This window comes from Actinoallomurus purpureus (assembly GCF_024055795.1).
GTDB lineage: Bacteria > Actinomycetota > Actinomycetes > Streptosporangiales > Streptosporangiaceae > Actinoallomurus > Actinoallomurus purpureus.
This window is the reverse complement of sequence record NZ_JAMXMY010000001.1, coordinates 329,155-348,925: the sequence shown is the minus strand read 5'-3', so window position 1 is coordinate 348,925 and position 19,771 is coordinate 329,155. Positions and strand designations below refer to the sequence as shown.

Sequence of the window (19,771 nt, the reverse complement as noted above, 5' to 3'; positions counted from 1 at the left end):
GTAACGTATCGTTCGTAACTAATAACTTCTGTCACTGTGCGGGTCAAGAGGGGATTCCGTGACGAGGGAGCCGATGCCGGCCGGTACGGGGCCGCACGTGCTGCGCCGGATCAACGTCGTGACGGTGCTGACCGCGCTGCGGGAGGGCGGCCCGCAGCGGGTCGCCGACCTGGTCACGGCCACGGGCCTGTCCCGGCCCGCCGTGAGCCGGGCCATCGATACGCTGCGGGCGGAAGGCTGGGCCGAGGACGCGGATCAGCGGTCCGGAGCCGGCGGGGAGATCAGGGTCGGCCGCCCCGCGGCGGTGATCCGGTTCCGGTCCGAGGCGGGCCACGTCCTCGGCGCCGACGTCGGACCCCACAAGATCCTCGCCATGGTCTCCGACCTGGCCGGCAACGTGATCGCCGAGCGGCGCGAGGACACCCACCGGCTGCGCGGCGGCGAGGAGGTCCTCCGGGCGCTGCTGCGGATCACCACGGACGTCCTGGCCGAGGCCGGCGTCCCGGCCGGGGATGTGCTGTCCGCCGCGATCGGCAGCCCCGGACTCGTCGACACCAAGACGGGAACGGTGACGCTGGCGCCGAGCATCCCCGGCTGGGCCTCCATCCCCGTCGCCGCCGAGCTCCGCTCGCTGCTCGCGTGCCCGCTCAGCGTCCACAACGACGTCAACCTCGCCGTCCTCGCCGAACGCTGGCGCGGCACCGCGACCGAGGCGGACGACCTGGTCTTCGTGCAGTGGGGCGCCCGCGTCGGCGCCGGCATCATGATCGACGGCCGGCTGCTCCGGGGGACGAACGCCGCGGCCGGGGAGATCGGCTTCCTCGACCTCGCCGAACACCGCGGTCCCGACGGCCCCCACATCGTCACCCGCGACACGATGGGCCCCTTCGAACGCCAGGTCGGCGCCTCCGCGATCATCGAGCTCGCCCTCGCGGAGGCGGAGCGTCAGGGCGACGCGCGGCTGCGTGAGCTGATGCTGCGGGCACGGCCGCACGACGACGTGGCCGCGCTCTTCGACGCCGCGTCGGCCGGGAGCGCACTCGCCGAATCGATCGTCGACCAGATCGCCGCCCGTTTCGCCCGCGGCCTCGCCGCCGCCTGTCTGCTCCTCGACCCGGAGCTGATCGTGATCGGCGGGGGCGTGTCCCGCGCCGGAGCGCGGCTGCTGACGGTCGTCGAGCGGCACCTCCGCCGCCGCACCCTGGTGCGCCCGCGGCTCGCGCTGTCCTCGCTCGGCGACACCGCGGTGGCCCTCGGCGCGACCCGGAGCGCCCTGGACGACGTCGAGAGACGCCACCTCTCCCCCGACGCGCTCGGCGCCAGCCGGTGACGCTCCCGGCGGGGTACGGCGTGGCGCCGGAGACCTCCGGCTCCGGCGCCACGATGGTGTCATGAGGTGACGGCGCACTTCCCGCGATCGGCGCTCCGGGGACCGTCCATGGTGGGACGGATGTCGAAATCGAAGATCGCCGTGGGCAGGTACAGCGTGCAGCAGGCGTTCGGGATGTCGACGATCCCGCTGATCCGCCCCTCGACCGGCGCGGACCCGAGGATCAGGTACGCCTGTTCGCCGCTGTAGCCCCACCTCTTGAGGTACTCGATGGCGTTGAGGCAGGCGCACTTGTAGGCCAGCGTCGCGTCCATGTAGAGGTTCGTGTCGTCGTCGGGATCGACGGAGATGCCGACGAAGCTCATGAACTCCGAGTACCTCGGCTCGACGTTGCCCGGCATGAAGACCGGGTTGGTGGTGATGCCGTACTTCTCCATGCCGCCCTTGATCAGGTCGACGTGGAAGTCGATGAAACCTCCCATCTCGATCGCGCCGCAGAAGGTGATCTCTCCGTCGCCCTGGCTGAAGTGCAGGTCGCCCACGGAGAGGTTCGCGCCGTCGACGAAGACGGGCACGAACACGCGGGATCCGCGGCTGAAGTTCTTGATGTCCTGATTACCGCCGTGCTCACGGGCCGGCACCGTGCGGGCGCCCTCCCGGGCGACCCGGTCGGCGTCACCGCCGTGGGCGTGGCCGACCAGCGCGCCGGTGGGCTCCGGCGGCAGCGCCAGGGGTGGCACCCGATCGGGGTTGGTGTCGATCAGGGCCTGCTCCCGGCGGTTCCACCGCTCCAGCAGCTCCTGCGACGGCGCGGTGCCGAACAGCCCCGGGTGGGTGATGCCGGTGTACCGCACGCCGGGCAGGTGCCGAGAAGAGGCCTGCTGGCCGTGGAAGTCCCAGATCGCCTTGACGGCGTCCGGGTAGTAGTCCGTCAGGAACGATCCGCCGTTGGACTTGGCGAACACCCCGGTGTAGCCCCAACCCTCGCCCGCCGCGTCTCCGACGTGCTGGGGTACGGGCCCGAGGTCGAGGATGTCGACGATCAGCAGATCGCCGGGCTCGGCCCCTTCGATCCGGATCGGGCCGCTCAGCATGTGGCACAACGTCAGATCGACGTCGCGTACGTCGTTGGCGGAGTCGTTGTTGCCGATCTGACAGTCGGTCCACTCCCGGCATTCCATCCGGAACTCATCGCCCGGCCGGACGGAATCGGCGGCCGGCACGGCCGGATGCCACCTGTTGTGGCCGGGTACCTTCTGATCACGCATTGACCGTGACTGGTCAACGTGGAATACGACGTCTGGCATGATCACTCACTCCCCTGCCGAATTCACGAACTCGAATCGGGAGGCCGGTCCTCAGGGACGTCCCGCCGCCGCCACGCCGCCGGGCCGGTGGCCGAGACGGTGTCCCGGGCCGACCAGGAGCCACAGGGCGCCGAAGACCACTACGGCGAACACCGCCAGCAGGACCGCGACCTGCCCGTGCCTGCCCCAGTAGCCGCACAGCAGAAGGATCGCCGGGATAGCCCCGGTGACCCAGCCTTCGATCGCCGTCACCCAGCCCGTGTAGACGGTGATCCCCTCGACCTTCAGTCCGAGCAGGACGAAGAACAGGAACCACAGGAACGCCCAGTACAGCCAGATGACGCCGAACGGCGGGTCGCGCAGGATGCGGAAGTTGACGACGGCGTAGCCGAGCGCCATCACGGCCACGAACAGCGAGAAGTATCCGACGCCGCTGGTGTCGAGCCCGGTCAGCAACCCGATCCCGACATACAGGTAGGTGAACCCGAACAGGTACAGCCCGGATGCCGCCAGGATCAGGTGGGTGTCGCGTCCGGCCGTCGCGATCAACACGGTCGGGAAGACCACCTGCATGGCGCCGACGAACAGGTTCAGCAGCGCCGTGGCCTTGGGATCGACCTTGCCGAGCAGCATCATCCCGTTGAGGAACAGCACCGCTCCCACATAGAGAAGCCCTACGTTCGCCATCAAGCCTCACCCCTCGGCCGCCGGGCCCAGGGCGCCGTCATGTCGTTCCCGCCCGCGACCTCGCGCCACGGGCCCGCATCACGGACCCGCACCACAGGCCGCGCTCACGGCCGTGGCAGGTGCGCGAGCGCCGGGTGCGGGCGCCGGGAGGGCCGCCGCGACGGCGGCACCTCCGACACGATCGCCGGCGCCTCCCGGCTCTGTTCTTCACGTTCCCGGCTCGCCCGTACGGTCGCGGACGTGCGCGTCAGCGCCGGTGCGGAGTACACGCGCCGACACTCGCGCCCGCAGACGGGACACTCCCGCGTCGCGGGCGCAGTGCCCAGCGGCAGCCGTGCGTCGAAGGAGCCGCAGCCCGGACACGCGTACTCATAGGTCGCCATGACCACCTCCGCGGACCGGCCTCCATGGCACAGCCATTCCCCGTTATTCGCCCATTCTTGGCCCTATTGCCGTCTTTTGGCCGAGTGTTGAGGAAGCTCGGTGGTTACCGCTGATCCGACCTCACATGCCGTACTCGAGCAGGAGGTTCAGCCAGATCTCGCTCGTGGTCGGGAAGGATGGAACGGCGTGCCAGAGCCGATCGAGGGCGACCTCGGCGGTCACCGCGATGGTGGCTCCGTGGAGGAGATCGACCGCCGCCGGGCCGACGAACGTGGCGCCGAGGAGCACGCGGCGATCCTCGTCGACGACCAGCTTCGCCCGGCCGGTGTAGCCCGGCGTCTGTAGCTCGGCGCCGATCACCGCGCCCATGTCGACCTCCACGGCGCGAACCGGAAGACCGGCGGCGCGCGCCTCGGACTCGGTGCGCCCGACGGCGCACACCTGGGGGTCGGTGAAGATGACCTGTGGCGCGCCCCGGTCGTCGGCGGTGTCGCGCAGCGATGGCAGGTCGTCGGGCCGGCCGCCGGCGCGGGCGACGATCACGTCGCCGCAGATGCGTGCCTGGTACTTGCCCATGTGGGTGAGCAGGTTGCGCCCGTTGACGTCCCCGGCGGCGTACAACCAGCCGTCGGGCACCCCCGTCGCCCGCATGCTCGCGTCGACCTCGATCGGGCCGTTCGCCGCCAGATCGATCGTCTCCAGGCCGATGTCGGTCACGGCGAGACGGCGGCCGGTGCCGACCAGGATCTCGTCGGCCTCGATCCGCACGCCGTCGTCGGTGTGGACGGTCACCGGGCCGCCCGGCTCGAGGCGCTCGACGCGGACCGGATGGCGGCCGAGGCGCACGTCGATGCCGGCGTCGGCGAACGACCGGGCCAGCAGCTCCCCGGCGAACGGCTCGGTCCTGGTGAGCAGGCGGTCGTCACGGACGACGACGGTGGTCCCCAGGGCACCGAGCGCGTGCAGGGCCTGCGACATCTCACACGCGACGGGCCCGCCGCCGATCACGACGAGCCGCTTGGGCACCTGCTGGACGCTGGTCGCCTCCTGGTTCGTCCACGGGCGCGCCTCGCGCAGCCCGGGTACGTCGGGGATGTCCGGGTTGCTGCCGGTGGCGACGACGACGGCGTGCCGGGCCCGTAGCCCCCGGACCTGACCGCCCGGCGTCGTCACCTCCACTCGCCGTGGTCCGGCCAGGCGCCCATGTCCGCGGAAGAACGTCGCCGGCAGCTCCTCCACCCAGTCCACATAACCGGTGTCATCGAAGTGGGACACGACCTCGTCGCGCCGGGCCAGCACCGCGGGCGTGTCGATCGGGCCGCGCAGCTCAAGGCCCGGCATCCGGCTCACCGCGTCCGCCAGCTCCATCGGCCAGAGCAGCGCCTTGCTCGGGACGCACGCGTAGTAGTTGCACTCACCGCCCACCAGGCGCTTCTCGACGACGGCGGCCGTGAGCCCGCCCCGTACGACACGCGCGGCGGCGTTCTCACCGACTGGCCCGGCCCCGATCACGATCACATCGAAAACAGCGTCCTCATCCACCACGAGATCCCCCGATCGTCGTCGGCACGGCCAGACCTGTTCCTGAACCTGCCCGCATCAACGGCAAGGGATGGGAAACCGCTGCGTAGGGAATCTTTGGGGCCCGGCGGACGAAGAGGAGAAGCGGGGCGGTCGCCACCGACCGCCCCGCCATGGACCTCAGCGGGAGGCGGGCTCCAGCGGAGTGCCGACCGCGCCCTCGATCGGCCGTTCCTCCGGCGGCTCGACCGACAGGTGTGGCAGGCGGCGGTCCAGCCAGGACGGCAGCCACCAGTTCGCCCGGCCGAACAGGTGCATCGCCGCCGGGACGAGGATCGTCCGCAGGATGAAGGCGTCCAGGGCGACGGCGGCGCTCAGGCCGATGCCGAACTCGGCGATGACCCGCTGGCCCCCGAAGACGAAGGCGACGAACACCGCGATCATGATGGTCGCGGCGGCGGTGATGACCCGGCCCGTGTGGGCCTGGCCGACGGTGACCGCGCGGCGGTTGTCGCCGCTGTGCACCCACTCCTCGTGCATCCGGCTGACCAGGAACACCTGGTAGTCCATTGACAGGCCGAACAGGATCGACAGCATGATCACGGGGAGGAACGCCTCGATCGGCCCCGCGGCGCCCACGCCGAGCGGCTCCGAGCCCCATCCCCACTGGAAGAAGGCGACGACCACGCCGAAGGACGCGCCGGCGGACAGCACGTTCATCACGGCGGCGACGGCCGGCACGAGCAGGCTGCGGAAGGCGATCAGGAGCAGCAGGAACCCGAGTGTGATGATCACACCGAGGAACAGCGGGAGCTTGCCCGTCAGCACGCCCGCGAAGTCGTCGAAGATCGCCGTCTGACCGCCGACGTAGACCCGCAGCGACGTGCCGCGCTCGGCGGCCGGGACGACGTCATGGCGGAGCCGGTCGATCAGGTCGGAGGTCTGTTCGGACTGGGGCGAGGTCGTCGGGACCACCTGCGCCATGGCGATCGTCGCACCCGGCCGTGCGGGCAGCGCGACGGCCGCCGCCACCCCGCGTGTACGGGACACCTCGCCGACCAGGCGGGTGAAGGCCTGCCGGTCGGCCGCGCCGTGCGTCTCGGCGATCAGCTGCAGCGGGCCGTTGAATCCGGGGCCGAAGCCCTCGGCCAGCAGGTCGTACGCCTGGCGCGTGGTCGTGGAGGTCGGGTTGTTCCCCGCGTCGGAGGAGCCCAGGCGCAGGGAGAACACCGGCACGCACAGGACCGCGATGGCCACGAGGGCCACCGCGGACAGCGTGCGAGGCCGGCGCTCGACCACGCCCGCCCAGCGGGTCCAGACGTCCTGCCGGGCCGCGCCGCCCGAGCCCTCCGCGCCGAGGCGGCGGCGTTCGCGGCGGCTGAGCACCCGCGTCTTGAGCAGGCCGAGCAGCGCCGGCAGCAGCGTGATCGCGGCGAACACGGTGCACACCACGGTGACCGCCGAGGCGATGGCCATGCCGTTGAGGAAGCTCATGCCCAGGACGAACAGACCGAGCAGGGCGATCACCACGGTGCCCCCGGCGAACAGCACGGCGCGGCCGGACGTGTCGATGGCCTTGACCACCGACTCCTCGACGCTCAATCCGTTCTTCAGGCCGGCACGGTGCCGGGTGACGATGAACAGCGCGTAGTCGATGCCGACGCCGAGCCCGATCAGCGCGCCCAGTGTGGGCCCGATCTGGCCGACGGTCACGACGTGGGTGAGCAGAGTGACGGCCATCAGGCCGCTCCCGACCCCGGCGATGGCGGTGAGGATCGGCAGCAGCATCGCGAACAGCGACCCGAAGGCGATGAGCAGGACGAGCGCGGCGGCCGCCACCCCGATCAGCTCGGCGTTGCCGGGTGGGGTCCGCTCGACCTGGCTGATCGGGTTGCCGCCGAGTTCGACGCGCAGGCCGTCGCCCCGGGCGGCCTCGGCGGCATCGATCACGCGCTGCACGTCCGGCTTCGCCAGCTCGTTCGCCTGCTTGCCGAAGCCGACCTGGGCGTAGGCCGTCGTACCGTCCCGGCTGATCTGGCGGGCGCCCCGCGGGCCGTCGTACGGGCCGGTCACCGAGGTCACGGAGGGCAGCTTGGAGATCGTTGCGAGGGTGGCGGTCATCTTCCGCCGTACGGCGTCGTCACGGACGGTGCCGCCCGCGGGCGCGCGCCAGACGACGGTCGCCGAGTCCCCCGACTGCGCCGGCGCGGATTTCTGCAGCAGCTGCAGGGCCTTGGTGGACTCGGTGCCGGGCAGGGAGAAGCTGTCCTTGTAGGCGGAGCCGACCGTCTGCGACAGCACACCCAGACCGGCGAGCGCGGCCAGCCACAGCAGGACCACGGCGAGGCGATGGCGGTGGCACCATCGCGCGAGAGCGGACATAAAAGAAAACCCCCGGGTTGTCATCGAATGCCAGGACCAATCCTGGTGCCGGTGAACGACCGTTCCCGTCCACCTGGGGAACGGTCTTCGGCATACCGCGTCCGCAGTAGCCGGTGGGTGCGGCTACTGCGGCGAGGTGGCCGTGCGGTTACGAGGCCGAGTAGCGGGCCGGACGGCCACGGAGTACGTCGCGGTGGAGGGTGACCGGGGCGGCTACTGCGACGGAGCGGCCGGGCGTACGAGGCCCGTCTCGTAGGCGATCATCACCAGCTGCGCGCGGTCGTGCGCCCCGAGCTTCATCATCGCCCGGTTCGCGTGGGTCTTCGCCGTCAGCGGCCGGATGTGCAACCGCTCGGCGATCTGGCCGTTCGACAGCCCGCGCGCCACCATGACGACCACCTCGCGTTCGCGTTCGGTCAGGTCGGAGAGGCGTTCCGCCGCGCCGTCGGCAACGTCCCCCGGGCCGCTGAGGAAACGCGCGATCAGCGCCTGCGTGGCCGCCGGGGAAAGCAGCGCGTCTCCCCGGGCGACGGTGCGGATGGCCTCGTGCAGGTCCCCGGCGTGAACGCCCTTGCCGACGAACCCGCTGGCGCCGGCGCGCAGAGCCGCGAACACGTACGCGTCGATCTCGAAGGTCGTGAGCACCAGCACGCGTACGGCGGCCAGGGTCTCGTCGGCGGTGATCCGCCGGGTCGCGACCAGCCCGTCGGTCTCGGGCATCCGGATGTCCATGAGCACGACGTCCGGCCGCGTCGCCCTGGCCAGGGCCACCGCCTCGTCGCCATTCGCGGCCTCGCCCACCACCTCGAGGTCGGGCGCGGCCTGCACCAGCACCTTGAAGCCCGCCCGCACCAGCAACTGGTCGTCGGCCAGCACCACACGAATCGTCAAGAGAATCCCATCCCGCACGCTCGGGCGACGAGCGGCACCGGCCCGGGCGAATGGTCGGCCGAGAGCAGCACCGCGCGGACGCGGAAGCCGCCCTCCGGCCGGGGGCCCGCCTCGAACGTGCCGCCGACCGAGTGCGCGCGCTCCCGCATGCCGAGCAGGCCATGGCCGGTCCCCTCCCCCGGAGGCGATCCGCCGGGCCCGGAGTCGGTGATCTCCACCCGGAGCTCACCAGGCGCGTAGGCGATGCGCAGCGTGGCCGGAGCACCGCCTCCGTGCTTGTGCACGTTGGTCAGCGCCTCCTGGACGATGCGATAGGCGGCCAGGTCGACGGTGGCGGGCAGCTCGCGCCGCTCCCCCACCACCCGCTGGTCGACGGTCAGCCCGCCGGCCGCGAACGCCTCGAGCAGGCCCGGCAGCCGGTCCAGCCCCGGAGCGGGTTCCGGGGCCGACTCGAGCTGCGCGTTCGGCCGCCGCAGCAGACTGACCGTCGCGCCGAGCTCCTCCAGTACCGCCTGGCCCGCACGGCGGACGTGGGACAGGGCCTCGCGCGCCTGGCCCGGGTCGGTGTCCATGACGTACACCGCGACCTCGGCCTGAACGTTGATCAACGCGACGTGGTGGGCGAGCACGTCATGGAGCTCGCGGGCGATCCGCAGCCGCTCCTCGATGACCCGCCGCTCGGCCTCCTCCTCCCGGGTCCGCTCCGCGCGGCGCGCGCGTTCCTCGACCGCCGCCACGTAGGCGCGGCGATTGCGCACCGCGTCGCCCACCGCGGCGGCGAGGGCGATCTCGGCGACGATGCTCACCAGACGGGGATCGAACATGACGAGCTCGTGCGCCCTGACGTCGCGCACGAAAGCGACCAGCTTGCCGAGGACCAGCGCCAGCTCGGCCACCACCGCGGCGGCCACCGTCGTCCGGCGTGAGCTCTTCAGGGCCACGGTGTAGACGGCGACCATGGGCGCCAGCATGAGCGGCCCCTGTCTGCCTCCCAGGACCAGGTAGCACGCCATCCCGGCGAGCGTGCACGCCAGCGCGGCGGTCGGCCACCGTCGCCGCACCGTCAGCGGGCCCGCGGCCAGCGCGCCGAAGACCACCACCTGCCAGGTCGACGGGCCTGGCCCGACGTCATGCGGCTCCGGCGGCACCCACAGGGCCAGCGCGTACACCGTCGCCGCCAGGAGCCCGTCCCACAGGAACGGATGGCAGCCGGCGACGCGTCTGACCTCGGTCAACGGACTCACCCGCCCACGGTAGCCGCAGCCGGACGTGCCTCCGTTGTCCCCAGGGAGTAGCCCGGCCCTACTGCGTCCGCAGTAGAAGACCGCGCGGAGGGCCCGATGGCGGCTCGGCGACCGCCCGGCCGATCCCCGACGCCGCGCCCGTGCGATCGCCGTCGGACCCCTCCTCCAGTCGGCTGTGCCGACTGAAGATGACGTCGGCGTCGGAGGCGGCGAACTCCCGGCCCTCCTCCGAGTCCTCCACCTGGATTATCACCGGTTGGCCCTGCGGCCCGCGCGGCACGTTGAAGTGCCCTGAGATGGCGATGTGCCGTCCTTGGTGCTGGAACGCGCCGATGCCGTCGGGCCGGACGAACTCGCCCCGTACGGGGTCGGCCACGACGCGTCGGGCCGCCAGGAGTGCCACAGCTCACGGGCCGTCTGGAGGAACTCGGCGGCGCGCGTGTACCGGTCGGCCTCCTCGAGGTAGCCGCCGCGCCGGAGGTTCTCCCCGGTGAAGTCGTCGAAGCTGCTGACGACGTTCCAGGCCGCCCGTCCCCCGCTCAGATGGTCGAGCGTCGCGAGCCGTCTGGCCATCTCGTACGGCTCGTTGAACGTGGAGTTGACCGTGGCGGCCAGGCCCAGGTGCGAGGAGCGAAGGCGGACAGGACGGTGAGCGATTCGGGACGCCCGACGACGTCCAGGTCGTGGAAGCGGCCCTTGAGCTCGCGCAGCGTCTCTGATCAGCTTAGGGATCCGTAGTCGTATTGGGTATTTGTGACTGGTGGATCTGCCCACCGGGGTGGGGTGGCGTGGGCGTGCTGGTGGAAGCCTGCGCCCAGTGCCGCTCCTTTGGGCCGGTGTGGTGGCCGGTCCCGGGTGGTGGGGGTGTTTGAGCTGATCGTATGCACGGGTGTGCGCACGCCCTGGTACCGGCAGGCCGCCCGAGGCGGTCTGTGGTCCGTGTGAGCGTGTCCCTCCGGACGCTGACCCGCCGGCCCGCAGGGGCCGGGGGTGGAGGGTGCCCTGCGTCGCCTGGGCGCGGGGCGTGGGGTTCGGCGCGGGGTGGGTCCGGTCTTGGACCGGTCACCCCCGCTGGCTGGAGGTGCTGGAGTCGGGGTGATGACCGCGCCGGTCTCGACCTTATCGATGATGCGGCCGATGGTCATCTGGCCGGTGGCGCGGTCGACGGTGGTGTTGTTTTGGTGGGTCAGGCCGCGGGCGGCGATACGCCGCCACGCGCCGTGGTCACGGTCGCCTTGCCAGCCACAGTCAGGGTGCGGGCAGTACGCCCATTTCCATCCGGGTGTGGTGCGGCGGTCGGGGGCCTTGCAGTGCCGCAAAGGGACCAGACACTGTGGGCAGTGCTTGGAGGTGTTGCGGGCCGGGACGGTGACCACGGCGATACCGACCTCGGCGGCCAGGTGCCGCATGTTGCCGATGATCCGCCCGCGTACGGTCTGGGACAGGCGGGTGTTGAGGGTGCGGCCCATGCCCTTGGCCTCCATCGACCGCAGGTCCTCCACATAGATCACCGTCGCGCCCGCGGCGATCGCCTGGTCCACCGCCCACCGCGCGGCTGACCATGCCAGTGCGTCGTTCAGTCCCGACCGGCGATCGGCCACATATTGCCGTTCGGCCGTCAGGACGGTGTGTTTGGCGGCCAGGTGGTGATCTTCCTGGCCACCGATCAGACGTTCGTAGCCGTCGGTTTTGGCGTGCAGGCGTTCGCCGTGACGGCGCAGCCGGTGCTGACGGGCCATCACCCCGGCGGCCCGGAACATCGCCCCAGCCCCCAGCGCAGTGATGCGGCCGTCGGGATACAAACGGCAGGCCCCCGCACTGAGCAGGGTGTTCAGACCCCAATCGACCCCCAGCGCCCTCGCGTGACCGTTGCGTTCGGTCCTGGGGACGGGGTGGGAGAACGCCAGGTCCGCGCGTGCTCTCTGGCCGTGCGGGCGCAGCGTGGGCAGGTGCAGCACCGCGCCGGGCGGGACGGTGGGCGGCAGCGTGAGCGGGCAGGCCACCCAGGACCAGTCGGCGTAGGAGCGCGGATCCGGGCGGGTCGGCAGCTGCAGCCGCAGCAACACCCTCGCTGGGTCGTCGTCGGCGCGTTCCAGGGTGGCCTGCTGGCGGTCCACCGCGGCCAGCACCAGCATCCGCGCCACGCGCGGCGGCTCTTCCAGGTCGAACACATCGACCGGAAACCGCCCATGACGGTCGAGGAAGGCGGTGATCTGCCGTGTGCGCGCCTTGATCACGCTGCCGGGCAGGGACCCGCCGTCGGGGATCGCCTCCCGGACGGCGTCCCACTCGGCCGGCGTGCGCTTGTCCGGGTCGGTAGGCCAGGTTTTGAGGACCCCGCCGGTCACTTCCGCCCGGTGCTGAGCCGACCGCAGGGTCCGCCCGGCCTGCTCCTGCGCCATCCGCACGATCCGGTCATTGACCTTGAACCCCTCAGGGACCCTCACGTCCCAGCCCAGCCTCCGCAACGCCATCCACGCGTTCGACGGCAAAACGCGGCCCGCCTCGTCCACCCCGGCGGCCAGCCTGGCCACGTCACCGGCGTTCCAACGCCCGGCCAGCAGACCGGCGACCATCCCAGCGACCAAATCAGCGGCCCAGCCCACCCGCCCGGCCACCACCCGCGCCGTCAGAGCCTCACCGGTCTTCTCATCCACCCCACCACGCAGCAGCACCCGAGCGGACGCGGTCCGAGCCACCTGACCAGCGGCCAACGGACGTTTCCGGCTCATGCGACACGACCAGAGCGAAACCGCCCACTCTCGGCCGACAGCCGCCTCAGCCCCTGCGCCGACCGATCCTCCGTGGGCAGCACCGCAGTGATCTCGCGCTCGATGTCGTTGAGCAGGCCCAGGTAGCCCTCCGGAAGAGAGCCGCCCACCCCGCGAGCCGGTACGCGACGAAACATATACGCACAGTAACGATCCGTGTCGGCGTTCCGCTCGATGATTCGAAAATCCGAGCGAGATCAGCCCGTCAGGGCGTCGACCGCCCACCGGCGGAGCATCATCGGATGCACCCCAAACACTTCGCCGCCTCCGAAAAGCGGTAACTCAAGGTCCCATGGCGTACCTGCGTAACGTGGGGTAACGCTGGAGATCACTAAGCAAACCCGTGAGCCCGAGCCCTTCGGCGAGGAAGAAGAAGAAGAAGTCGAACTTTCCGCGCTCCGCCGTACGGGCGAGGTGGACGAAGGAGCCGAAGTCGATCTGGCTCTTCGGCCGAGGGTCGGACCAGACGGTGGTGTTGTTGACGCCGGGGAAGTGCGCCGCGAGGTGCACCCATTATCTACTAAAACGGTAGGAAAAAGAGGCTAACGTCGTCAATGTCCCTGTCGCCTACGGCGCACCGGGAGCGGGCGGGCGACGCGGAGGTCATGGCCGGTCCCGCTCCCGCGCCGGTCGACGGCGACCGACGGTCAGCCGACCTGCAGGTCCACGCAGGAGTAGAAGGCGTTGGCGGTGTCGGCGATGTTCCAGATCGCCAGCAGCTTCTGGCGTCCGGACACGTTGCCGAGGTTGATGGTGTGGGAGACGGTGCTCGGCGGCTGGGTGTCGTTGCCGCTGACCACTCCGACGCGGGTACCGCCGATGTAGTACTCCCAGTTGGTGGTGCGGTGGCGCGCGGTGAAGGTCCAGGTGAAGGTCACCGTTCTGCCGACCTGCGTGGCGTGCCAGCCCTTGCTGTCGTCGTCGAGTTCGGCGAACCGGGCGACTCCGCCGCTGCAGCTACGCAGGCCCTTGGGGCCCTCGACGCTCTGCGGTTCGTACTTGATGTCGCCGCACTGGACGGTGCCCTGGGCGCACTGGGCCTGACGGCTCGGCGGAGAGTTGATGTAGCCGTGCGCGCTGGCCGTGCCGGCCAGGGCCACGATGAGGGCGGGGGTCAGGGCCGCACCCGAGACGGCGGCGAGCAGCCTTTTGTTCATGTGAGAGCTCCAGATCTCGTGGGTCGATGGCCCCGAGGGGCCACTGCGGGGACGTTCGTGGGCTCGGAACGAGCCGGGCGGGGCGCGAGCCGCCATGACGGTCTCCGGGGCGTGACCGAGGTCAATTAATAGTAAAGTTTACTATTTGCCCGGATTCTTACTCGGAGACGACCCTCTGTCAAGACCGCTCGGCGGTCGGCGCGGGTCACGTCGCGCCAGGCCCGTTCAGTTCCACCGGGGGAACCAGGTCACGCTGCCGGAGCAGTCGGCGATGGTGCAGATCGATGCCCTCCCGGCCTGGTCGCCGGGCGACTACCGCCTGCTCGCCAGACGGCGCCCGCTCCGCGCCGGAGTCCTCGACATTCGGTTAACGGAGGATGAATTCCCGGCGACACGAATATGCGAGTCAACCTGAGTTGTACGGCGAATGTCACCGGCAGGTGGATGAAATCAGGGGTCCAGAGAACGTAGTTTTTACTTCGACAAGGAACACGGACCACCAGAACGGCCCTCGAAGTCTCCACTGGATTGGGGGATTCATCGGGGACGGTACGAGGGCCGATAATCCAGACGCCCGGAGTCGCATCCGGGCCGATGATGGCGAACGTCCGCGAGCACGCACCTTTGGGGGAAGGGGCACGCTCGCGGACGTTCGCATCTCTCCGACGAGCGGGCCGACCACCACGTCCGGCGGCCCCGCCTCCCTCAGGACGCCGGACCGAAGCTCATGGCGAACACCTCGAAGTACCGGCGGCCGCCGGACCACTGGGACGCGGGAGTCGACCGGTAGAGCGCGTACGCCCGATGCCCGTTGACGAGGATGTTCCGGTTCAGCACATGGGCCTTTCCGCCACTCGCCGAATGAGTGAATTCCAGGTCGGCGGCCTTCTCGAAGTAGTCCGGGACGGATTCCGGCCCGATCCGGGTGTAATCGTTGTCACTACGGCGGCGGCATCATGTGCGGTGACGCGATCCCTCCGCACGCCACGCCGGCGCGGTCCCGCGTGTCGCGCGTGTAACTGAGCGTCCGGTCCTGGCGATTCCCGGCTGAGAAGCGGGAGGCCTGAACCATGCGGCAGTCGACCTGGACGGTGTTCTTCCTGCTGCTGGGCGGCTCAGTGGCGGGACTGTCCGGCTGCTCCTCCGCGAGCCCGGCCGAGCAGGACGCCTGGCGCGTCTTCTGCCTGTCGCCCGCCGAGCGTCCGGAGTTGGCCAATGCCGCCGTCACTCTCGGCTTAGCCGCTCCGGCGAGCGCCCCCGGCCTGTTACGCGTGAAGGGTCAGGAGGTGACCCCCGAACGCTGGCGCGAAGGTCACCGCGAGGACTTCGACCAGGCCTGCACGGCTCTCGTGCGGTCTCCCGCGGGCGGGCACGCCACGGACTCCGCGAATCCTCTGATCTCGATCGCGGCCAACATCGTTTCCCTGGTCGTCGGGGGCCTGCTGACGCTGGCGGGCGGGATCGTCCAGTCCAGGCGCACGGAGTCCCGGCAACGCGCGGAGAATCTGCGGTCGGCCGCTCACGAGTACGGTCGCGCCGGCCGGGCGTACCTCGACGCGTGGGTCGAGCCGGGCGGCCGTGGCCGGCCCGCCGGGCGCGACGTGACCGAACGCCGTGACGACCTCGACGCCGAGCTGCGGAAGTGTCAGTCCGTACGGCCCGGCTGGACCCTGGTCCGGCACCTGCGCGACGAACTCCGGAAGGTGACCGGGGACCTCTTGGGCGAGCCGGGCCCCGACCTGGACCGGCATGTCACACGGATGCGGCAACGGGTGAGTGATCTGGAGAACAACGTCGAGCGGGTCGCCGAGGCGCTGGAGCACCCGCTGCAGCGGCACCGCACCATGCGCAGGCCGGGAGGCACGTCGTGAACCCGTTCGAGATCCCCGGTGCGGCCGACTCCCACAACGCGCCACTGACCCCCTGGAAGAACCCGGCCCACATCGACTACTACGTCGACGTCGACAGCTGCGAAACCGCGTTCAAGGAGTTCCAGCGCGTCTTCCACGATACGGCCGCCCTGCGGAACGCCGGTGGCCTGGTGCTCGTCACCGGGCCCCCCGGCTGCGGGAAGACCTCCCTGATCAACCGATGCGCGCACTGGCTGCACACCGAGTCCACGGCCGCGGAGATGTCACCGCATATCGTCGATCTGAGCCGGAGGGTCCCCAGGAACTTCGTGATCGAAAAGCGCATGCGTGCGGTGTACGAAATGCTGCTGCGAGACCAGAACAGGACGTTCTCCCAGGAGGTGCTTAAAAGCCTTGAAGAATGTTACGACGACCTGTGGCGCGGCTACCTCGGGGTCGGCGATGCCCTGGGGCCACAGCGCCTGCTGCTGATCCTGCTTCCCGTCTCCGAGCTCCTCCAGGAGGTGAGGCGCTACGCCGAAGTGGTCCACCAACGTCTCGTCTTCTTCGTCGAGAGCTCCGACCCCGTGGTCGCCGCCGCGGCGGGCTCGCTCCAACCACCGCCGGAGACACGCGTGGCCCACCTGTCCGTCGGCTCGCTCCAGCCGGGAGACGGCCGACGCTTCAGCATGAAACGGGCGGGCGACGACGGTGCCGCATGCGTGCCGCCCCTGCGGCTCGAGGCCGCCGAACGACTGCTGAGGCGGCGGCGCGAAAAGAACAACTCACTAACCATCGGACAGCTGCAGCGATATCTGTACGGTGTCTATAAGGAGATCGGCGAGAAGCCCGCCTCGTCGATAGGGGCCGTGAATTACAATAAGATCGCCGACTACATCGCCAGCCAGGTGCAATCATGAGCGCCAGCAACGACCATCCGTCACCATGGGCCCAGCGCAATCCCTTTCCGAGCAGCGCGGTCGCGAGTATCCGCGACCCCGATTCGGCGCTCGTCACGGTCGAGACGCCGGCGATCCGTGAGGCCGACCGGCGCCTGGACGACTACCTCGCGCACCGGACCACGTCCAACGGCAACGTGCTGGCGGTCGTCGGCGAGTTCGGCACGGGCAAGACCCACCTGCTCCACCACCTGCTGCGCCGGGCCGACCTCAGCGGGCTCCGCGACATCAACTGGCGGTACGTCGACTCTCCCGCGGACACTTTTCTGGCGCTCTACCTCGAGCGTTTCATCGGCAGAATGAAGAGCGAGGACGTCAGCGCCCGGGTCCGTGACTACTACGCCGAGATCGTCGCGCGCTCACTGGACGGGCTGGACCTGAGGGTCGACGTCCAGGAAGGGTTCCGCGACGGTTCGCTGGATCCCCAGACCATCGCGGCCCGCCTCGGGCTGAGCTCCGACCTCCTCCTGCGCAACCTCCAGGCGAGGCTGCGCGCCGTCACCAAGAACGACGCCTACGGCACCGCCCTGTCGCTCCTCCTACGGCCGGGATTCGAGAGCGCGGCCTGGGAATGGCTGGGCGGCAGTCCACCCCACCAGCTCCTCGTCGAGCGAGGCGTCACGACCGCCATCGCCACGGACGCCGCCGCGCTGGAGTCGATCGGGGTCTTCGCTCTGCTGTACGGCGGGCAGGACCACCGCTTCATCCTGATGTTCGACGAGTTAGAGAAGATCCTTTCGGCGGACAGCCGCCCCGAGACGTCGACGGCTCAGGCGTTCAAGAAACTGCTCGAGGTGTCCCGCGATGCCGGAGCGTTCCTTGTGCTGTCCGGGGTTCGCGACTTCCTCAAGCCGCTCGGCGGTGACACGCTCGATCGGATCGGCCCGCCGGTGCGCATGTCCGCACTCAGCTCGACGGACGTCCGCCGGTTCATCGAGGAGTCGTTGCGTGAGGTCCTGGGCGAACGCACGATCGCGCCGTTCACCCCGGAGACGATCTCCTACCTGACCCATCTGACCGGCGGCAACCCGCGTCAGGTGGTGCAGCTGTGCGGCACGCTGTACGAGCGGGCGGCCGGGGTGAGCGCGGTGACCGAGCCGATGGTGCGTGAGGCCGTCCGGGAGAATTTCGAGTCGTTGACGGTCGATGACATGAGGGCGGAGGTCCGGCGGCTGCTGAACACGCGGGGGTGGCCCTTCATGCGTGATCACGTGTACGGAGACCCGTCGATGCCGCGTGTCGACTACTGGGTGCCCGTCGGGGGGGACGACACCGGCATCGCCCTGTTACTGACCGACTCGGTGCTGGAACCGGCCGGACGCGACCGGCTCGAGCACCGGCTCCGCGCCGTCCAGGAAGCCTGCCCCGGAAGCCGGATCCTGCTGATCGTCAACGGCCTCGCTCCCGACCTCGCGGTGCCGATGGAGGAAGAACCCCTGGTGTACCAGCCGAATCGGTTCGCCGAGGACTTCGACGCCGCCCTGATCGGCGCCGTCGGGCGGCTCGAGTCGCGTCTCGGCGGAGACGCGTTCGCGCTGGTCCGTGAGCGGATGGACCGGATGTACCAGATGCAGTCCCACACCCAGGACCATCTCGAGCAGTTCGCCGATTCGCTGGACGCGATGCGCTCGTCGTACGAACAGCAGTTGCGCGTGCTCCGTCAGGAGATCGAGGGGATCGCCCAGACGGTCCCCGTGGCGGGGCTGGAGATGCCACCGCAGGTGCGCAGACTCTTCGACGAGGCGCAGGCCGGCCTGGAGGAGTTCGATGACATCGAAGGTCTCATCGCGAGAGCGTTCACCGCGGACCGGGACGATGGCCGTGTCGCGCGACGCGTGCTGCTGCAACGCCTCCGAAGGGGCTACCAGCCGATCGGCGTGGCGACGCTGATGCGGCATCTGGTGACCGTGTTCCAGGGGCAGGTGGCGGGCTGGTATCAGGCACTTCGATCCGTACACCCGGACAGGGCGGAATTGAACCGGCTGGCGGCGCTTTGTGACACCTACGATGCGCTCTATGAGCAAGTGCCGACGTTTCAGCTCGACGACACGGCGCGCCCTGCGGCACCGGCCCCGGGTCTCGGCCCTGGCCGCTCCGGAAACCGCGAGGTGAGAAAGGCCTTCGAACGGCTGGGCATCCGCGTCAAGAAGGCGATGCTTGAGTCTTTCGAGACGGCGTAGAAAGCCGGTCCGCCGACTCCGTCTCGCGATGCGACGCGGCGGTCACTCGCGCGTCCCAATAGGCGTTGCAGGCGATGTGCAGCATGTTGACCAGGATGATGGCGGGAGCCACGATGCCGATCGTGCGCGGGAACGCGGGCTGGAGCAGCAGCGCCAGGATGATGGCCGTGATGCCGTTCTGCTGACCGAAGGCCAGATAGCCACGATCGTTCGCCGTGTGCCGGCGCGCGAGCAGCAGGGCGACGAGCGCCTGGGCGCCGAATGCCCCCGCCGCGAGGACCAGCCCGGGGACGATATCGATTCCGGGCAGGAGCATCCCCAACGCGAAGACCGCGCACACGAACGCCGCCTGCGTGACGATGCCCAGATGCCGGCCCATCCTCGGCCGGAAGAACAGGCCCACGATGGCCAGCCCCAACATGAGGAACTGCCACACCGCGAACGCCGCCAGCATCAGCAGCACGGCCATCTGGACCCCCTGCTTCACCCGGCCGTTCATCCAACGGCCGGCGAGCCACCAGATGACCGACGCGACTCCGGCGAACAGCAGATTCGCGGCGAGGTCGGTGACGAACGCCGAGAGCGTGCCGTCGGCGATCGGGCCGCTCCGGCCGTGAGCGCCGAGGATCGACAGGGTGAACGCGGATATGTAGATGGTGAGGAGCATGGTCACGGGATCGTCGAAGGAGGCCCAGGCGAGCAGCACGGCCTTGGCCCGTGGCGACATTCGGGACCGCTTCTGCATCGCCGCGACGGAAAGCGGGTCGATCTGGGCGACCGCCACGCCGAGCACCAGGTATTCCGGTCGCCGGAATACGGCGTACATGACCACCGCGATCAGGGTCGCCTTGACCAATACACCGAACGTGACGGCGAGCAGAACGGTACGCGCGTCCGCCTTGATCTCGTCACGGTCGATGCCATAGGTGCTGCTGTACAATCCGATTGCGAGTAATGTGGTCGCCACATACAGATAACCACGCGAGTGCACGAGGTCACCTAAAGACACGGAGTGGGCGAACAGCCAACCCAGCAGGGCCACGGCCACGATGACACCGAGCCGCTTCGCGACCGTACCCGCGAAAGAGCGCATGAGTCGCCTCTCGTT

Annotated in this window: 17 protein-coding genes and 1 pseudogene; 4 read left to right on the top strand and 14 right to left on the bottom strand. The window is 70.0% G+C overall.

What is annotated here, in order from left to right; genetic code table 11:
* Positions 1–58: 58 nt before the first annotated feature.
* Positions 59–1,330, top strand: a complete 1,272-nt coding sequence (locus NE236_RS01555) for an ROK family transcriptional regulator (protein WP_252839936.1) — start codon at positions 59–61, stop codon at positions 1,328–1,330.
* A 59-nt stretch (positions 1,331–1,389) separates the two neighbouring features.
* On the opposite strand, the gene fmdA is transcribed toward NE236_RS01555, so the two are convergent.
* The 13 genes and pseudogenes from fmdA to NE236_RS45515 all read right to left on the bottom strand — a co-directional run.
* Positions 1,390–2,637 (bottom strand): formamidase, encoded by a 1,248-nt coding sequence (gene fmdA, locus NE236_RS01550; protein WP_252839935.1) that lies wholly within the window; start codon positions 2,635–2,637, stop codon positions 1,390–1,392.
* Positions 2,638–2,688: 51 nt separating this feature from the next.
* On the bottom strand, positions 2,689–3,324 hold the full coding sequence (locus NE236_RS01545; RefSeq protein ID WP_252839934.1) for an AmiS/UreI family transporter: 636 nt from the start codon (positions 3,322–3,324) through the stop codon (positions 2,689–2,691).
* A 104-nt stretch (positions 3,325–3,428) separates the two neighbouring features.
* Positions 3,429–3,707, bottom strand: coding sequence for an FmdB family zinc ribbon protein (locus NE236_RS01540; protein WP_252839933.1), 279 nt, complete (start codon positions 3,705–3,707; stop codon positions 3,429–3,431).
* Positions 3,708–3,828: 121 nt separating this feature from the next.
* Positions 3,829–5,250 carry a dihydrolipoyl dehydrogenase family protein gene (locus NE236_RS44255; protein ID WP_252839932.1) on the bottom strand — a complete coding sequence of 474 codons (1,422 nt, stop codon included), beginning with the start codon at positions 5,248–5,250 and terminating at the stop codon, positions 3,829–3,831.
* Between the two features lie 159 nt (positions 5,251–5,409).
* On the bottom strand, positions 5,410–7,611 hold the full coding sequence (locus NE236_RS01530) for an MMPL family transporter (protein ID WP_252839931.1): 2,202 nt from the start codon (positions 7,609–7,611) through the stop codon (positions 5,410–5,412).
* A 213-nt stretch (positions 7,612–7,824) separates the two neighbouring features.
* A complete protein-coding gene (locus NE236_RS01525) occupies positions 7,825–8,502 on the bottom strand; it encodes a response regulator transcription factor (RefSeq protein ID WP_252839930.1) in 678 nt (225 codons plus the stop codon).
* Positions 8,499–9,746 (bottom strand): sensor histidine kinase, encoded by a 1,248-nt coding sequence (locus tag NE236_RS01520; protein WP_252839929.1) that lies wholly within the window; start codon positions 9,744–9,746, stop codon positions 8,499–8,501. The genes NE236_RS01525 and NE236_RS01520 overlap by 4 nt, the downstream gene beginning before the upstream one ends.
* A gap of 58 nt (positions 9,747–9,804) precedes the next feature.
* On the bottom strand, positions 9,805–9,987 hold the full coding sequence (locus NE236_RS01515) for a hypothetical protein (protein ID WP_252839928.1): 183 nt from the start codon (positions 9,985–9,987) through the stop codon (positions 9,805–9,807).
* 8 nt (positions 9,988–9,995) lie between these two features.
* Complete coding sequence (locus tag NE236_RS01510; RefSeq protein WP_252839927.1) at positions 9,996–10,319, bottom strand: LLM class flavin-dependent oxidoreductase; 324 nt, start codon at positions 10,317–10,319, stop codon at positions 9,996–9,998.
* A 146-nt stretch (positions 10,320–10,465) separates the two neighbouring features.
* On the bottom strand, positions 10,466–12,478 hold the full coding sequence (locus tag NE236_RS01505; protein ID WP_252839926.1) for a zinc ribbon domain-containing protein: 2,013 nt from the start codon (positions 12,476–12,478) through the stop codon (positions 10,466–10,468).
* 321 nt (positions 12,479–12,799) lie between these two features.
* Positions 12,800–13,027 carry a hypothetical protein gene (locus tag NE236_RS01500; RefSeq protein ID WP_252839925.1) on the bottom strand — a complete coding sequence of 76 codons (228 nt, stop codon included), beginning with the start codon at positions 13,025–13,027 and terminating at the stop codon, positions 12,800–12,802.
* A gap of 137 nt (positions 13,028–13,164) precedes the next feature.
* Positions 13,165–13,674, bottom strand: a complete 510-nt coding sequence (locus NE236_RS01495) for a lytic polysaccharide monooxygenase auxiliary activity family 9 protein (protein ID WP_252839924.1) — start codon at positions 13,672–13,674, stop codon at positions 13,165–13,167.
* Between the two features lie 705 nt (positions 13,675–14,379).
* Positions 14,380–14,604, bottom strand: a pseudogene (locus NE236_RS45515) (serine/threonine kinase C-terminal domain-containing protein); the annotation flags it as partial.
* Between the two features lie 140 nt (positions 14,605–14,744).
* Between NE236_RS45515 and NE236_RS01490 the strand changes: the two are divergent.
* Genes NE236_RS01490 through NE236_RS01480 form a run of 3 tightly spaced genes read left to right on the top strand, consistent with a single transcriptional unit; the run spans position 14,745 to position 18,663 of the window.
* Positions 14,745–15,545, top strand: coding sequence for a hypothetical protein (locus NE236_RS01490; protein WP_252839923.1), 801 nt, complete (start codon positions 14,745–14,747; stop codon positions 15,543–15,545).
* Positions 15,542–16,444, top strand: a complete 903-nt coding sequence (locus tag NE236_RS01485) for an ATP-binding protein (protein ID WP_252839922.1) — start codon at positions 15,542–15,544, stop codon at positions 16,442–16,444. The genes NE236_RS01490 and NE236_RS01485 overlap by 4 nt, the downstream gene beginning before the upstream one ends.
* Entirely contained in the window at positions 16,441–18,663 is a 2,223-nt protein-coding gene (locus NE236_RS01480) for an ATP-binding protein (protein ID WP_252839921.1), read from the top strand. The genes NE236_RS01485 and NE236_RS01480 overlap by 4 nt, the downstream gene beginning before the upstream one ends.
* On the opposite strand, the gene NE236_RS01475 is transcribed toward NE236_RS01480, so the two are convergent.
* A complete protein-coding gene (locus NE236_RS01475; RefSeq protein ID WP_252839920.1) occupies positions 18,626–19,756 on the bottom strand; it encodes a cation:proton antiporter in 1,131 nt (376 codons plus the stop codon). The two genes, NE236_RS01480 and NE236_RS01475, sit on opposite strands and share 38 nt — an antisense overlap.
* Between the last annotated feature and the right edge of the window lie 15 nt (positions 19,757–19,771).

Bases quoted from the DNA above. Each gene is read 5' to 3' on its own strand.
- NE236_RS01475 (WP_252839920.1), bottom strand. From the start codon at position 19,756: ATGCGCTCTTTCGCGGGTACGGTCGCGAAGCGGCTCGGTGTCATCGTG.
- NE236_RS01530 (WP_252839931.1), bottom strand. From the start codon at position 7,611: ATGTCCGCTCTCGCGCGATGGTGCCACCGCCATCGCCTCGCCGTGGTC.
- NE236_RS01545 (WP_252839934.1), bottom strand. From the start codon at position 3,324: ATGGCGAACGTAGGGCTTCTCTATGTGGGAGCGGTGCTGTTCCTCAAC.
- fmdA (WP_252839935.1), bottom strand. From the start codon at position 2,637: ATGCCAGACGTCGTATTCCACGTTGACCAGTCACGGTCAATGCGTGAT.
- NE236_RS01480 (WP_252839921.1), top strand. From the start codon at position 16,441: ATGAGCGCCAGCAACGACCATCCGTCACCATGGGCCCAGCGCAATCCC.
- NE236_RS01540 (WP_252839933.1), bottom strand. From the start codon at position 3,707: ATGGCGACCTATGAGTACGCGTGTCCGGGCTGCGGCTCCTTCGACGCA.
- NE236_RS01490 (WP_252839923.1), top strand. From the start codon at position 14,745: ATGCGGCAGTCGACCTGGACGGTGTTCTTCCTGCTGCTGGGCGGCTCA.
- NE236_RS01505 (WP_252839926.1), bottom strand. From the start codon at position 12,478: ATGAGCCGGAAACGTCCGTTGGCCGCTGGTCAGGTGGCTCGGACCGCG.
- NE236_RS01510 (WP_252839927.1), bottom strand. From the start codon at position 10,319: ATGGCCAGACGGCTCGCGACGCTCGACCATCTGAGCGGGGGACGGGCG.
- NE236_RS01495 (WP_252839924.1), bottom strand. From the start codon at position 13,674: ATGAACAAAAGGCTGCTCGCCGCCGTCTCGGGTGCGGCCCTGACCCCC.